Origin of the sequence: Microbispora rosea, assembly GCF_044460045.1 — a bacterium.
GTDB classification, from domain to species: Bacteria; Actinomycetota; Actinomycetes; order Streptosporangiales; family Streptosporangiaceae; genus Microbispora; species Microbispora rosea.
Window position 1 is genome coordinate 77989 of sequence record NZ_JBITJO010000013.1, and the last position, 14562, is coordinate 92550.

Annotated in this window: 11 protein-coding genes; 6 read left to right on the top strand and 5 right to left on the bottom strand. The window is 70.9% G+C overall.

Annotated elements, in window-relative coordinates; genetic code table 11:
- Nucleotides 1–3 precede the first annotated feature (3 nt).
- Together ACIBK1_RS36010 and ACIBK1_RS36015 are read right to left on the bottom strand one after the other, a co-directional pair.
- Nucleotides 4–2724: an arabinofuranosidase catalytic domain-containing protein gene (locus ACIBK1_RS36010; RefSeq protein ID WP_396740115.1), complete on the bottom strand. Its 2721-nt coding sequence runs from the start codon at nucleotides 2722–2724 to the stop codon at nucleotides 4–6.
- A 559-nt stretch (nucleotides 2725–3283) separates the two neighbouring features.
- Nucleotides 3284–4060, bottom strand: coding sequence for a haloacid dehalogenase type II (locus tag ACIBK1_RS36015; RefSeq protein WP_197042789.1), 777 nt, complete (start codon nucleotides 4058–4060; stop codon nucleotides 3284–3286).
- A gap of 262 nt (nucleotides 4061–4322) precedes the next feature.
- Here ACIBK1_RS36015 and ACIBK1_RS36020 point away from each other — a divergent pair, with 262 nt between their 5' ends.
- Nucleotides 4323–4673: a hypothetical protein gene (locus tag ACIBK1_RS36020; protein ID WP_143734668.1), complete on the top strand. Its 351-nt coding sequence runs from the start codon at nucleotides 4323–4325 to the stop codon at nucleotides 4671–4673.
- 53 nt (nucleotides 4674–4726) lie between these two features.
- On the opposite strand, the gene ACIBK1_RS36025 is transcribed toward ACIBK1_RS36020, so the two are convergent.
- Complete coding sequence (locus ACIBK1_RS36025; RefSeq protein WP_396740212.1) at nucleotides 4727–5623, bottom strand: aminoglycoside phosphotransferase family protein; 897 nt, start codon at nucleotides 5621–5623, stop codon at nucleotides 4727–4729.
- A 456-nt stretch (nucleotides 5624–6079) separates the two neighbouring features.
- Between ACIBK1_RS36025 and ACIBK1_RS36030 the strand changes: the two genes are divergently transcribed.
- Nucleotides 6080–7432, top strand: coding sequence for a family 43 glycosylhydrolase (locus ACIBK1_RS36030; protein ID WP_396740116.1), 1353 nt, complete (start codon nucleotides 6080–6082; stop codon nucleotides 7430–7432).
- A gap of 112 nt (nucleotides 7433–7544) precedes the next feature.
- Here ACIBK1_RS36030 and ACIBK1_RS36035 read toward each other — a convergent pair whose 3' ends face one another.
- Nucleotides 7545–8423: a hypothetical protein gene (locus tag ACIBK1_RS36035; protein ID WP_396740117.1), complete on the bottom strand. Its 879-nt coding sequence runs from the start codon at nucleotides 8421–8423 to the stop codon at nucleotides 7545–7547.
- A gap of 322 nt (nucleotides 8424–8745) precedes the next feature.
- Here ACIBK1_RS36035 and ACIBK1_RS36040 point away from each other — a divergent pair, with 322 nt between their 5' ends.
- Nucleotides 8746–10404: a TIGR03767 family metallophosphoesterase gene (locus tag ACIBK1_RS36040; RefSeq protein ID WP_396740118.1), complete on the top strand. Its 1659-nt coding sequence runs from the start codon at nucleotides 8746–8748 to the stop codon at nucleotides 10402–10404.
- A gap of 114 nt (nucleotides 10405–10518) precedes the next feature.
- On the opposite strand, the gene ACIBK1_RS36045 is transcribed toward ACIBK1_RS36040, so the two are convergent.
- On the bottom strand, nucleotides 10519–12717 hold the full coding sequence (locus ACIBK1_RS36045) for a glycoside hydrolase family 3 protein (protein WP_396740119.1): 2199 nt from the start codon (nucleotides 12715–12717) through the stop codon (nucleotides 10519–10521).
- A 110-nt stretch (nucleotides 12718–12827) separates the two neighbouring features.
- Here ACIBK1_RS36045 and ACIBK1_RS36050 point away from each other — a divergent pair, with 110 nt between their 5' ends.
- From ACIBK1_RS36050 to ACIBK1_RS36060, 3 genes are all read left to right on the top strand, one after another.
- On the top strand, nucleotides 12828–13403 hold the full coding sequence (locus ACIBK1_RS36050; RefSeq protein ID WP_030510256.1) for a TetR/AcrR family transcriptional regulator: 576 nt from the start codon (nucleotides 12828–12830) through the stop codon (nucleotides 13401–13403).
- 197 nt (nucleotides 13404–13600) lie between these two features.
- Complete coding sequence (locus tag ACIBK1_RS36055; protein WP_396740121.1) at nucleotides 13601–14350, top strand: GntR family transcriptional regulator; 750 nt, start codon at nucleotides 13601–13603, stop codon at nucleotides 14348–14350.
- The gene (locus ACIBK1_RS36060) at nucleotides 14334–14561 is read left to right on the top strand and encodes an indolepyruvate ferredoxin oxidoreductase subunit alpha (protein ID WP_030510254.1); all 228 of its coding nucleotides are present in this window, start codon (nucleotides 14334–14336) and stop codon (nucleotides 14559–14561) included. The genes ACIBK1_RS36055 and ACIBK1_RS36060 overlap by 17 nt, the downstream gene beginning before the upstream one ends.
- Nucleotide 14562: the final 1 nt, after the last annotated feature.

The window sequence follows — 14562 nt, forward strand, 5'->3', positions numbered from 1 at the left end:
GGGCTACTTGGTGTTGGGCCCGCCCGGCGTGGGCACGGTGGTCGTGACGAAGTCGTGGCAGAGGCTGTCGGCGTCGGTGCCGTCGGGCCAGCGGGCGTTGCTCCGGCCCGCGCCCGCGGCCGCGCCGGCCACAACGGTGATGCAGCCGCCCTTGCCCTGGTCGGCCTCCATGACGGCGAGTTCAGGAGTGGCGATGGTTCCGTTGCCGCTCGAACTGCTCTGCTGGGAGCCGTAGACGACGGCGTCGACGACCACGCCGCCTCGTTCGTCGAGCAGCGCGATGGAACCGGCGCTGGTGGACAGGGCGCTCCCGAACCACTGGTCGGGCGCCGGCGTTCCCTGGTAGCCCGCCGTCGTGACCAGGGGGTTGACCACGGCCGCGCCGACCGGGTGGGCCTTGACCGGCTTGTCGAGCGTGAGGCCGCCGCCCAGCGCCTGCACCGGCACGCCGCTCATGTGCGGGTGACGGGTCGGCGGCGAGAAGCTGATCCCCGTGCCGGGGTCGGACACGTCGACGCCCGACGCGTGGGCGAGCCGCAACGGCGCGGTCAGGTCGACGCCCGTGCCGCCCGCGCCGGTGGTGCCGACGTTCGCGACCGTGACGGTCTCCTTGTTCTCACCGGTGTCCACTGTCAGGGTGTCGCCGACGGTCATGTTGGCGTCGGCGGCGACCTTGATGTTGGTCGCGCCCGCGGCCGCGTCGGCCGACAGGGTCGTCTGCGTGGCCGCCTTGCCGACCGCGGTGACCGTGGCCAGCTCGTAGTCGTCGCCCGAATCGATGCCGATCCTGTCGCCGACGGTGAAACCGGTCGCGTTCGTGACGGGCAGGTTGGTCGAGTGGGCGGGGACCGTGATCCACGGCCCGGTGGACACGGGAACGAACAGCGTCGTCGCCGGGCTGGCCGCCGTCCCGACCGACTGGATCGTGCGGGTCTCCCGCTCGCGGCCGGTGTCGATGTCGATCTGCTGGCCGGCCGCGAAGCCGGTCGTGCTCCTGACGTTGACCGTGGCGTCCGTGGGGCCGGTGGGAGCCGCCAGCCCGGAGCCGGCGAGGCCCAGCAGGTAGTAGGCGCCGCTCGCGAGCCGCGTCCCGGCCGGGATCTTGGCCAGCGTGGTGCCGGGCGAGCCGCTCGGGGTGGTGGTCAGGGTCCAGCCGGAGATGTCGACCTCGTCGGCGGAGGGGTTGTAGAGCTCCACGAACTGGTCGGTCGAGTTGGCGCTCGTGCGGAACCGGACCTCGTTGATCTTGATAGGCAGGACGTTGCGTACGGCTTGCGCGCTTTGCGCGGACTGGCGGCCCTTCACCGGGCCGGAGGGGTTCGTCCACTCGGCTCTGCCGGTCAGGTAGCCGGCGTCGGTCCTGTCCGCGGAGGTGACCGTGAAGGTCGCGCTCACGCTCTCACCCGGTGCGACCGACGGGAACGTCGCCGACTTGTCGCTGGTGTCCTTGACCGAGGCGGTCCATCCCACGGGAGTGGACAGGCTCAGCTTGACGCCCACCGCGGCCGAGCCCGTGGTGTTCGTGAACGTCTCGGTGACGTCCTGCGCGGAGCGCGGGGTGAACGTGGTGGCCCGCGACAGCGACAGACGCGTCACGTCATACTTGGCGGCCACGATGTTGGCCTGCACCGCGTCCGTGGTGGCCTCCGACGGGTAGCCCTTCGTCATCACCCCCTCGTAGAAGGTGCCCGATGAGCCGTTGCCGTTGTCGCCGCCGGTGCCGAGGAGGACCGCGCCCTTCTTGTGCATGGGGTAGTAGCTGCTGTTGGTCAGCGAGCCGGGACGGATTCCGCTGTAGAAGGTCGTCAGAGGGCCGTCCTGGGCGTTGCCGCCTCGCAGATCCCACTGGTTCCCGCCGCCGCCGTCGACGACCGCGGTGACGAACCGCCAGGAGTCGACGGTCGGATCGGCCGGGTTCTGCTTCGCGTTGTACCCGGAGAACAGGCCCGCCTCCATGTCGGCCATGATCCACGGGCCGGGGCCGCTGCCGCTGCCCCAGGCGGTGGCGGTGCCGAAGTACGTGGTCTCCATGGTGCCGGTGCCCACGGCGCGGCTGTTCGTCGAGGAGTTGCCGTAGTCGAAGCAGCAGCCGCTGTCGTAGTGGGTGCCGTCGATGACGTAGTAGATGCCCTCCGGCTCGTCGCCCTTCGCGAGGCCGGTGGCGTTGTTGTTGCGGTACCCCATGCCCGGCATGATGTACACGCCGTAGGCCTTGTGGCCGCCGATCGTGATCGGCGCCATGTCCGCGATCGCGAGGGTGTCGTAGCCGCCGACGGCCGGGCCCCGGAACGTGCCGGGCGGAGCCTGATAGAGGTCGTTGCCCGTGCCGGACTGGTCGTAGATCTTGGTGATCACGCAGACCACGTGGTCACAGAACGCGTCCTGCGCCGCCGCGTCGGCGTATCCGCCGGAGTCCGGGGAGGGGTGGGCGGCGGAGCGGACGACGCCGATGTCCCTTGTCGCGTTGTCCGAGGTGCGCATGACCTGGTAGAGCGGGCCGTTGTAGGACGAGTACAGCGCGCGCGTGGTGCTGTGGGCGGCCACGCAGGGCGTGCCGCCGGCGGCGTAGATGTCACAGGGGCCCTGCGGCCGGTCAGGGGCGGCGGGCGGCGCCGCCTGCGCCTGCGGCGTCACCGCGAGCGCGCCGCCGATCAGCGCCAGTGCGGTCGCCGTACGAGCGGCCAGGGTTCCGAGGCGTCCGCGTCCGTTGGGGGGTCTGAACATGTTGGATGAACTCCTCCATGCGTTGTGCTCGACTGAGTCGAACGTGCGGGGGCGTGGCCTGCCGATGCGTTCGGTGACGCGACCGCGGACACCGTCACGCGGGCATGGACGATCCCGCGCCGGACGTCGCGGCCGGCACTCGGCAGGCATCCACTGGCCGCGAATTGTTAGCGCTAACAACAACAATCGCGTCAGCGGGGTCGTGGATGGCGGAGGGGAGTCGGGAGCGGGGTTGATCTTGATCAACTGTCCACACTATGGCACCGGCCACAGGTAACGTCAAGGTTACAAACGCGATATCGGGCCGGTCCTTTCCCGGCCGTCCGTCCACCGGAACGCGAAGGACCGGCGGACGTCCGCCGCCGGTCTCAGATCACACGCACCCTCACTGAGGCGGCCGGCCCGGTGCTCGACCTGCGACGTCTGGGGCCGCCATGCGTGCCATCGTGATCGAGAGATTCGGCCGGCCGGAGTGTCTGGTGTGCCGGGAGTCGCCGGAGCCCGAGCCCGCGGCGGGCCACGTGGTCATCGAGGTGAAGGCGCCATGTGGGGCTCGCCGTCACCGCCGAAACCGGATGAGCTGATCGGCCAGGCCAGGCAGGTCCGACGCGACCAGGTTCGGCCTCGGCAGGGACTCGACGGGCAGCAGGGCGTTCCCCGGCCGGGTGATCAGGCCGGCGGTGTAGCCACAGCTCTGCGCGCCCATCGTGTCCCACAGATGCGCGGCGATCATGAAGCACGAGGCCGGGGGAACCCGAAGGGACTGCGTGACCAGGTGATAGGCCCGGGGAGCCGGTTTGTAGGCGCGAACCGCGTCGACGCTGAACTGCCGCTCGAAGAAGTGCGCGAGGCCGGCGTGCTCCACCGGGCTCCGGCCGTCGGGGTCGAGAGGCGAGTTCGTGAGCGTCACCAGGCGAAAACCGGCGTCCGCGAGCCGGGTCAGGCCGGCCTCCACGTCGGGATGGGCCGGCATGGTCAGCATGCCCCGCCTGATCTGTTCGGTGTCGGAGTCGGTGACCTTCACGCCATGGATGTCGCCGAGCATTCTGAGCAGCCCCTGCCCCAGGGTGAAGAACTGCTCGTAGAGGCCCGCCGCGGTGATTGTCATCGAATACATGAAAAGGTGGCCGAGCCATTCGCGCATCACCCGGGCGTCGCCGAAGACGCGCTGGAAGAGCGGGTTCATCGACTCGAAGTCGATCAACGTCTCGTTGACGTCGAACACCAGGATCGACGGCTCACCGTGGGCGACTCCGTGCGCGATGTCGTCGTTCATCGGCGCGGCCCCATTGCGGTCACCGGCCATGACCACGCCTTCCACCAGGTCATTCCCCACGTGTACCCACCCACGGCGAGTAACCGCGTCTGCCCCGCGAATTGCTCGCTCCTGGTGGCCAGGGGAGCGTGTCGTCTCCGCTGATGGTTCCTGTGGGGCCGGAGGCGGAGGTCGCGGCGGCTCGTGGCCGGGAGGCTTGGAGGACCTTCCCGGCTTCTTCCCGGTCTGCTGACGGCTGAGCTGCGGATATGACAGGTGTCACGGGTCAAGACGCGACGCGCGGCACTTATCGCCGCATCCGCCGATCCGTACCGTGAAGGTCATGACGAACACGACATCATCGCAGCGTACGGACTGGCACATCTCCCTCATCGGCGGCCTGAAGCGCAGGGGACCGGGGAGCATGCCCGCGGACACGGTCGTCGTCACTTCCGTCGGGGGAGCCGACCTCGACCTGAGCGACGCGCGGATCGTGGAGGTCACCTCGGTGACGAAGGTGTCGATCGTGGGCGGCGTGCGGCTGCGGGTGCCCGCCGACGTCATGGTGGAGGTCGAGGGCGTCAGCCTGTTCGGCGGCCGCACCGTGGAGCCGGGAACGCCGGGCGCCTCCGGCCGTGTCGTCCGCGTCCGCAACTACAGCGTCTTCGGCGGCGTCAGCGTCACCCGCGGCTGAGCCCTGGCTCCGATCGCGGCGTCCGGTAGCAAGGCAGGGCGCGGGGCGCGGGCTCAGGCGGGTCCGTCGTCCGCGAGGATGCGCTCCAGGGTGCGCCGGCCCATGCGGCTCATGACCGGGTTGGTCTCCAGGTAGTACCACACGACCCCCATCGCCTGCGCGAAGGCCCAGGCCTTGCCCCGCTCCCACTCGAGGTCGTCGCATCCCAGGTCGAGACGGAGCACCTGGCGCGGCCCCGCCTCCAGCAGATGCCAGGCGCTCACGAGATCGAGGGCGGGATCGGCCGGCCCGAACCCGCCGCCGTCGAGAATCCCGGCCAGCCGGCCGTCGGACACGAGCACGTTGCCGGGAATGAGATCACCGTGGGTCATCACGTCGGCCGCTTCGCGCGGCAGACTCCGGAACGTCCCCCACATCCGGCGCAGCCGGGGAACGTCCAGCAGTCCTTCGCTGCGCCCGAAGCAGGTCTCCATCCACGCGTCGTGGGACCTGAGGTCGCCTCCCCGGCCCTTGCCGGAGAACGTACGGCCACGCGTGCCGGCCGCGCGCAGGTCGGCGATGAGATCGGCGAGGTCGTGGGCGAACGCGGCCGACTCGCCCGGGTCCTCGTCAATCGCCACGGTGCCGGGCAGCCACGTCTGCACCGACCACGGAAGCGGATATCCCGCTCCGGGCTCGCCGAGCGCGACCGGCTCGGGCGTGGGAAAGCGGGTGCCGGCCGCCAGCTCGCGGGCCGCCTCCGCTTCGGACTCCAGCCAGCGCCGCGTCACGTCGACCGGCCCCGGCTGCAGGGGGAACCGGGCCGTGAGGCGGTCGCCGAGGCGGAAGATGGCGTTGACCGTCCCATGGGAGGCGACGCCGGTGACGGGCAGGCCCCGCCACTGCGGGAACTGCTCGTCCACCAGGGCGCGCACGGTCTCCGGTGACACCGTCAGCTGGTCGGCATGCATCTTCACGCCGGTGAGGGTTCCGCGTTTCGCTCCTGCCCCGCAACCGGTTTTCAGGCCCCCGCGACGGCTGATCGCGCCGTACGGCAGGCGGCGCCGGGAAAAAGGAGAACCGGCGTGGAGGGCGATTCTTCGGTTGTCGCGCGGCGGCTTTTTCGCTTTTGTGTTCCGCGTTCCGGGATGGAAAAGCGAATTTCGATATCGGGCGGAGTATCGCCGGGGTCGCGGACGCGGCGCCTTCTCGACTTCGCGTCCACGGCGGCAGGAAGTGCCGGTGCGAGGCAGGGAGAATGCCCGGCGGACCCGGGCCCGATCCGGCTCGTCGAGAACCTTTCTGTCGTCTGTTCACTGTCGGAATGAGTCTTACTACCGTGTCCTCCCGGCAGGGCGCCCACGTCCTGTGTGGACCGTGTGGACTGCGTCGACTGCGTGGACTGCGTGAAAAGGAGGACGCTACTGATGACCGGTGCCGATAACGGGTTGTACGTGGGCCGGCGGTCCGTGCTGGCCGGTGTCGCGGGCTTGCTGGGAGCGGCGGCGCTGCCCGCGACCGCCGCGCACGCGGACCCGAAGGAGTTGCCGAACGGGGGCGCGCCGAAGGGGCGATACCCGTCGAACTGGCCCGAGCCCGCGCCCTACGGCCTGGCGGACACGCGCGAGGACCTGTGGCCGCGTGACGACAACTCCTTCATCCTCCCGCTGGAGCTGCGCCCCCGCGACGAGGAGCTCGGCCGGGTCTGGATGCGGGACACCTACGTCAACTGCTTCGACGTCGGCGGTCGTCCGATCTACGTCGCCACCGGCACCACCCGGGTGCCCGGGCTCGCGGCGGCAGGCCCGTGGAACGACGGCATCTTCGTGTGGACGGCCACATCCCTGCACGGGCCGTGGAAGCTGGCCGACACCACCGGCATCCGGCCGGACGCCGAGAAGGGCAAGGTGTGGTCGCCCGAGTTCGTCGGCGAGAACCGGCCCGGGCGCACGGTGGTGGCTCCCTGGCAGGAGTACTGGTACGACGACCAGTTCGGCAAGCGCGGCAACGCGTGGGCGCCCGAGGTGCACTACTTCCGCGGGAAGTGGTACATCGTCGCGTGCATGGGCGACCACTCCCAGAAGGTCGGCTCGTTCATGCTCGTGAGCGAGGGCGGGGTGGAGGGCCCCTACCGGCTGATCGAGGGCAACCACGACAAGCCCTTCGGCGACTCCTTCATCGGCGGGCCCGCCTTCATCAAGCCCGGCGCCTACCACCACATCGACGGCGGCCTGTTCAGCGAGGGCGACGAGGCGTGGCTCGTGCTGCACAACAACCTGTACGCGAAGTTCCGGGATGACATGGAGGACATCGTCCCGACGACGAACCTGCCGCAGTTCCAGCAGACGCCCTACGCGCCCGAGCCGTATCTCGAAGGCGCGTACGTGTTCAAGTACGGCGGCAAGTACTACCTCGTCCACGCGGCGTGGGACCGGTCGTCGGTCCAGTCCGACGGCAGCACCCGCTATGCCTACGACACGGCCGCCGCCGGCCGCGTGCAGTACCAGTACGACGCGATCATCGCCGTCGCGGACAGGTTCGAGGGGCCCTACTCCAAGCGGTGGACCCTGGGCGTCGGCGCCGGCCACAACAACATCTTCGTGGATCGCAGCGGCCAGTTGTGGGCGACGTTCTTCCGCAACCCCAACGTCGGCTACTGGGCCGACCCGTCGCGCATCGGCGAGGCCGCCGTGCCCGGCGTCGTACGGCTGGAGTGGACCGGCCCCCAGGGCGACCGCCTGTACGTCGCGCGCCGGAACCCGGGGCACAGCAAGGGCTGACCACCCCCGCGCCGCCTGCTGGATGTGGCGACCGTACGCCGGCGGCTGCCGCCCGGCCCGGTGGCGGCCGGCCTGACCTGGCGGGACGTACGCGTCGTGGGAGCCGGCCCGCTCACCGTGACCGGAGACGACGGCGCAGCAGGAGTCCGGCGCAGGCGGCGAGGGTGATCGCAAGGCCGGTGAGCACGTACATCCGCCCGTCCGGCCCGGCCTCGCCACCGCCTCCGGTCGCGGCCCCGCCCACCGGGGTCGTGTCCACCTCCTGGGCCGCCCCCGCATCCTGCTCAAGGCCGTCTTCGTCCGATCCGGCGTCCGATCCGGCGTCCGACACGGCGTCCGACACGGAGGCCGTCACGGTGGCCGTGACGGTGCGGGTCGGCTTGGGGCCGGCGACGGTGCCGTCGGGAGAGGGAGTGGGGCTCGTCTGGGCGTCCTGGGCCACGTCCAGGGTGTAGGTGGTCAGGGTCGTGGCATCCCGCACCTCGCACTGGATCACCGGCGCGGTGGGCGAGGGCCCGATGTTGACGGCGGCCGGACGCACCGTCGCCGTGCCCGCGTTGGGCGAGGTCGTCTTCAAGGTGAGTCCGGTCTGCGGCAGTGGAATGATCTGCCCGGCGGCGACGCTCACGAGCTCGCTCACACCGGTGGCGGATGTCAGGTTCTCGATCCCGGTGAATGCCGCGTAGGCGTACACCTTGACGTCGCTGAGTCCGTCGGTGGGTGCCCGCAGTTCACTGCCCGTGGCGTACGTTCCGCGCCAGGCGATGGACATCTGCTGTCCCGCGGTGGCGTCGTCCGGCATGGTCAGCTCAACGTTGATCTTGACGTCCTGCGTCTCCGCCGCATTCTCATCGGTGGTGCACTCGTACTCCACGACCTCGGCGACCACGCGCAGGCTCCGCTCCATGCTGAGCGGGGCGGCGTGGGCCGGCTGGCTCGCCAGCGCCAGGCAACCCGCGAAGACGACCGAGACCACGGCAGGGATACGCAACGCCGACTCCTGATGTGACGTAGGGACCTACAGGAGACGTGGCACGAGCAAGATCGGTTGTCAGCTGTTCGCCTCCGGATCACGCTCCTCGGCCGGGCCGCGGCGTCGTGAACCCGGGACCGCGCTCTTCTCGAACGGCGGGAAACTCGAACGGCGGGAAAGCGGCAGGCTACCGGCCCGCTGCCACCAGGCGTCCAACTCCCATACGGCTGTTTCTCGGCCACATATGGCCGGACAGCGTTTCAGCCGTGTTAGGGCGGCGGTCATTCCCGCTGTCAAACATTCCCGGTGGACGTTCGCCTCGCCGCCACCGGGGAGCATCATGGATCCCGCCCTCAGCCGCCGCGCCTTCCTCCTCGCCTCCGGAACGACCGCCACCGGGGTCGCGCTGGACTTCGCACTGTCCTCCACTCAGGCCGCCTCCTCGACCGTGACACCGTCGGCCGCCACGCTGATGACGACGGTCCACACCGTCGCGAGACCGCACGGCGCCGGCGGATACCGCCGGCTGTCCGACGGCCCCGGCTGGGGGCGGGTGACACGCACAGAACTGGCCGGGGCCAAGAAGGACAGGGCCGGACGCCGCACGGCGCTGGCCTGCTTCGTCCAGTTCACCGACCTGCACATCACCGACGTGCAGAACCCGCAGCGTTACGAGTTCCTGCGCGCCGCGGACATGGGCTCCTGGCGCCCGCAGGAGGCGCTGACCGCCGTCGGAGCCGTCTCGCTGATCGAGCAGGTCAACAGCCTGCGGTACGGCCCGGCCACCCGGGCGCCGATCGGCTTCGTCATGACCACCGGCGACAACACCGACAACAACTCCCGGATCGAGCTGGAGTGGTTCCTCACCGCCATGACCGGCGGGCGCTTCACCCCCAACACCGGCGACCCGGGCGCGTACGAGGGCGTGCAGGGCTCCGGCCTGGGCCTCTACTGGCAGCCGGAGTCCGGCGTGCGCGACGTCGACAAGCGGGTGGGGTTCCCTCACCTGGAGGGCTTCCTTGAGGCGGCCATCCGCGAGGTGAGCAGCCCCGGCCTGGCCGTGCCGTGGTATTCCACCATCGGCAACCACGACCAGCTGTTCGGCGGCGCCTATTCCGCCGCCGGCGGCTTCTTCGCCGACCTCGCCACCGGCTCGCGCAAGCTGTTCGCCCTGCCCGCCTCCGAGGCCGGCGCCGTCTACCGGGCACTGCGCCGGGGCGACCCCACGGGTGCAGGTCTGCGTGCCGCCTGGAAGCACCACAGGAGCAAGACCCGCACGGTCACCCCCGACGAGCGCCGCGCCCCCGTGAGCCCGCACGCCTACGTCGCCGCTCATCTCGACCCGGCGTACACCGGCTCGGGACCGGTCGGCCACGGCTACACCCGGGACAACCTCGACAGCGGCCGCCTGGACTACTCCTTCCGGATCGCCGACGGGGTCGTCGGCATCAGCCTGGACACCACCGACCGCGGCGGCGACTACCGCGGATCGGTCGGCACCCGGCAGCTGGCCTGGCTGGAGCGGACCCTGAAGACGCACGCCGACGACATCGCGCTGATCTTCAGTCACCACCCGAGCTGGGCCATGACCAACCTCGCCCCCGATCCCGCCCGCCCGCACGAGAAGCGGCACGGCGGGCAGGAGCTGCTGGCGGTGCTGAGGAAGCACCGCAACGTGGCCGCGTGGATCAACGGTCACTCCCACCTCAACAGGATCGTCCCGCATGACGGCTTCTGGGAGATCTCCACCGCCTCCCACGTCGACTACCCGCAGCTGGCGAGGGTCGTCGAGCTGGCCGACAACCACGATGGGACGCTGTCCCTGTTCACCACGCTGGTGGAGTCGGCCGCGCCGCACCGCACCGACTTCACCGACCTGTCGCAGAGCGGTCTGGCCGCGCTCTACCGGGAGCTCTCGTTCAACTCACCCGGTCTCCGGAGCGGACTGGCGGGCCTGCCCGGTGACCGCAACGCCGAGCTTCTGCTGAAGAAGCGCTGACGGCGCGCCCGCGGTCACCTGGCGTGCGCGGAGGCGGCAGGCCGGTCGCCTCGGCATGACCGGTGCGGCCGGTCCGGCCGCACCCGTCGGTCGCGGCGGCGCCGGCCGCCGCCGTCACAGCGTGAGCATCGAAACGGCGGCGGCGGGATCGCCCGCGTAGGAGGCGGCTTCGATCTCGGCCGCCGGGGCGGCGGGGACGAAGCCGGTGGGCGTCCACCTCAGCAGGGGCCTGGTCGATGCGGGCACGGTGACCCGGGCCGACGCCCCGGCCGGGAGGTCGACGGTGGCGAAGCCGAGCAGGACCCGGGTGGGGAAGTCGTCGGCGGCCGCGTCGATCCCAGTGGGCCGTCCGTAGAGCTGCACGACGTGGCGGCCCGCGCGCGAGCCGGTGTTGGTCACGGTCACGACGCCCGTGAAGGCGTCGCCGTCGGGAGCGCTGACGGAAAGGTCGGTGAGGGCGAAGCCGGTGTAGGACAGCCCGAACCCGAGCGGGAAGGCCGGCGTGTGGCCGTCCCGGTCCAGCAGCCGCTGGCCGAACCACTTGTCGTAGGTGATGGCGGTGGCGTCGCGGTCGAAGTGCGGCAGGTGCTCCTCGGCGACCGGGATCGAGTACGGCAGGCGTCCGGCGGCGTCGACTTCGCCGAGCAGCACGTCGGTCAGGGCCCGGCCTCCCTCGCAGCCGGAGTACCAGGAGACCAGCACGGCCGGTACGGCGTCGCGCCACTCCTCGGTGATGACGGCCCCGGCGGTGACGATCACCACGACGGTGCGCGGGTTGGCCGCCGCCACGGCCCGGATGATCTCGGCGTCGACGGGCCGGAGCCGCAGGCTCGCGCGGTCGCCGCCGGCGCTTCCCCCGCTGATGGAGTCCACCGCGCCGGGCTGGGCCATGAAGGCCGCGAACGACTGTCCCGCGGGGTCGTCGCCGGGAGGCGGGAACAGCGCCAGCAGTTCGGGATCGGTCAGCACGTCCCCGCCGATCCACTCGCCCTCGTCGGCGGCGGTGTAGCCCGCGACGACGACCGCGACGTCGGCCTGAGCGGCCGCGGCGGCGGCAGCGGCCGGGTCGTCGTCGGCCACGTGGGTGATCCGGGCCTGCGGGAGCGCCTCGGTCAGGCCGCGCAGCGCGGTGATCACCTCCGGGGCGCGTACGTCGGAGGAGCCGTTGTCTCCGGTGTTGGCCACGTCCGCGAGGCGTCCGACGACCGCCAGGGAGGTGAGGGCGTCCCGCTGCAGGGGGAGCAGGGGCGCCTCGCCGACCGGGTCGTTCTTGAGCAGCACCATGGCGCGGGCGGCGACCTCGCGCGCCAGCGCGCGGTGCTCGGAGCTGAACACCACGTCGAGCGGGGGCTCGGGCTCGGTGAGGGCGGCGTAGTGACGCAGCTGGGTGGCGAGGATGCGGCGGGCCGCCCGGTCGACGTCGTCCCAGCTCGCCCGGCCCGACTCCAGGTCGGCGGGCAGGTGCTCGGCGCGCTGCTGGCGGAAGGGTTCCTCCACGTCGAGCCCGGCGCGCAGCGAGGCGGCGGCGTCGCGCAGGCCCCAGATGAAGTCGGAGACGGTGACGCCCTCGAAGCCCCACATGCCGCGGAGCACGCCTTCCATCAGGTGCTCGTTCTGCCCGGCCCACTCGCCGTTGACAGAGTTGTAGGCGGTCATGACGCCCGACACGCCCTCTTCGACGATCCTGCGGAAGTGCGCCAGGTAGACCTCGTGCAGGGCCGCCTCGTCGGCGGTGACGTCGACCGAGAAGCGGGCGTTCTCCATGCTGTTGAGCGCGTAGTGCTTGACGACGGCCATGGCGTTGCGCTGCACGCCGCGGGTGAGCGCCGCGCCGAACTCGCCGAGCAGGATCGGGTCCTCGCCGTATGTCTCCTGGCCCCGCCCCCAGGCGGGGTGACGGGGAAGGTTGACGCACACGCCGCCGAAGAAGTTGGCGCCCTGGGCGCGCAGTTCGCGCCCGATGGCGGTGCCCACACGCTCTTCGAGTTCGACGTCCCAGGTGGCGCCGCGGGCCATCGAGACGGGGAACGCGGTCGACTCACCCATCACCACGCCGCGGGGGCCGTCGGAGAACAACAGGCCGGGGATGCCCAGCCGTTCGACGCGGCCCATCGGGTAGGGGGTGAGGTTGTACCCGTTGGTCATCATGTCGGCCATGCCCTGCCAGAACGGCAGGTCACCGTCCAGCAGCCACAGGCGTTCTTCCCGGGTCAGCTGCGACAACAGCTCGTCGACCGCCTCGTCCAGGGGCCGCCCGGCACGCACTGCGGCGACGGCGTCGGAGAAGGGGGTCGGAGAAGAGGGCGTCGACATGCGCACACAACTCTCTGAACAGGCGCGACAGCGCTATCTACCAAACGGTAGATAACTTAGGCTGCTATCGTGATCGAATCAACCCCCCGTCTCGCAGGAGCCAGGACGGCATGACCCCCGCACCGGGACGGCGCCGGCTGCCGCTCGCCGAGCGCCGGGAGGAGATCCTCCAGGCGGCCACCGAGCTGATCGCCGCCTCCGGGTTCAAGGGCGTCACCCTTGAGGCGTTCGCGGCGGCCTGCGGCATGACCAAGGCGGGGCTGCTGCATCACTTCCGCTCCCGCGAGGAGCTGCTCATCGCGGTTCTCGAACGCCGGGACACGCTCGACCTCACGAGCGTGGTCGGCACGCTGGAACCGGCGCCCGACGCGGCCACCGCCCGAGCCGTCATGTCGGGATTCGTCCGCCGCAACCTCGCGCAGCGCTCGCTCGTGCAGCTGTACACCGTGCTGTCGGCCGAGGCGCTGGACCCCGCGCATCCCGCGCACGCCTATTTCCGTACGCGGCTCCGCGAGGGCCGGGCCATGCTGGAGCGCTACCTGCTGGCCTGGCATCCCCATCCGGGTGCGGCCGCCGTGGACCTGCTCGCCTTTCTCGACGGCCTGCAGCTCAACTGGCTGCGCGACGACGGCATCGACTTCCTCGCCCAGTGGGAGGCCTTCGCCGACCGCTTCTTCGCCGCCTGACCTTCGCCGCCTGAATCGTCGCTGCCTGAATCGTCGCGGCCTGACCTTCACGGGGGGTCGCCGGCGCGTACGCGAGGGTGGCGGTTGTCGGCGGTGTCGGCAGGAAGCCGCAGGTCGAGCGCGTTCGACGACCGTGCCGAGTGGCGTAATCGCGCCGTTATTCCGCTATTCCTACCGGAAGAGTAGCCTTTTGCTTCATGGAGTTGGCGGACGCGAGACGGCGCCGGGCGGACAGGGCCCGCCAGGTCGCCGACCTGCTGCGGCGGGAGGTCGTGCACGGCGGATTCGGCGGTGGTCACCTGCCGCTGGAGTCCGCCCTCGCGCAGGAGTTCGGGACCTCGCGCAACACGATCAGGGACGCCCTGGACCTGCTGCGTGACGAGGGCCTCATCGAGCGGTGCCCGGGAGTCGGCACCACGGTGGCCGCGGAGAAGTACCCGCACGGCCTGCACCGGCTGCTCGGCCTCGCCGAGACCCTCCGTGAGCACGGAGAGGTCACCAACGAGGTCCGGGCCATGGGGCTCATCCCGCCTCCGGCCGCCGTACGGGGGCGGCTCGGCCTGCCGCCCGGCGAGTCCGTCGTCTACGTGGAGCGGCTGCGCAGGCTCAACGGGCTGCCGCTCTCGCTCGACCTGACCTATCTCGTCCGCGAGATGGGGGAGCCGCTCTTCGACGCCGACCTCGTGCACAACGACGTGTTCGTGCTGCTGGAAGATGTCGCCGGCCAGCCGCTCGGCGTGGCGGAGCTGACGATCGAGGCCGTGAACGCCGACGCCCACACCGCGGCCGTTCTCGACGCGCCGTCCGGCGCGGCGCTGCTGATGGTCGAGCGCCTCACCCACCTGTCCGACGGCCGCCCGGTGGACCTGGAGTTCGTCCGGTTCCGCGGCGACCGCCTCACCATGCGTGGCCACCTCTGGAGGAACACCGATGACCCTGGTCAATAGCCGCGCCGACGTGCCCGTCACGATCGACGAGTCGCTGTGCATCGAGGGGTGCACCTTGTGCGTGGACGTGTGCCCGCTCGACTCGCTGGCCATCCACGAGGTCAGCGGCAAGGCGTACATGCACGTGGACGAGTGCTGGTACTGCGGCCCCTGCGCCGACCGATGCCCCGCGGACGCGGTCACGGTGAACATCCCCTACCTGCTCCGATAGA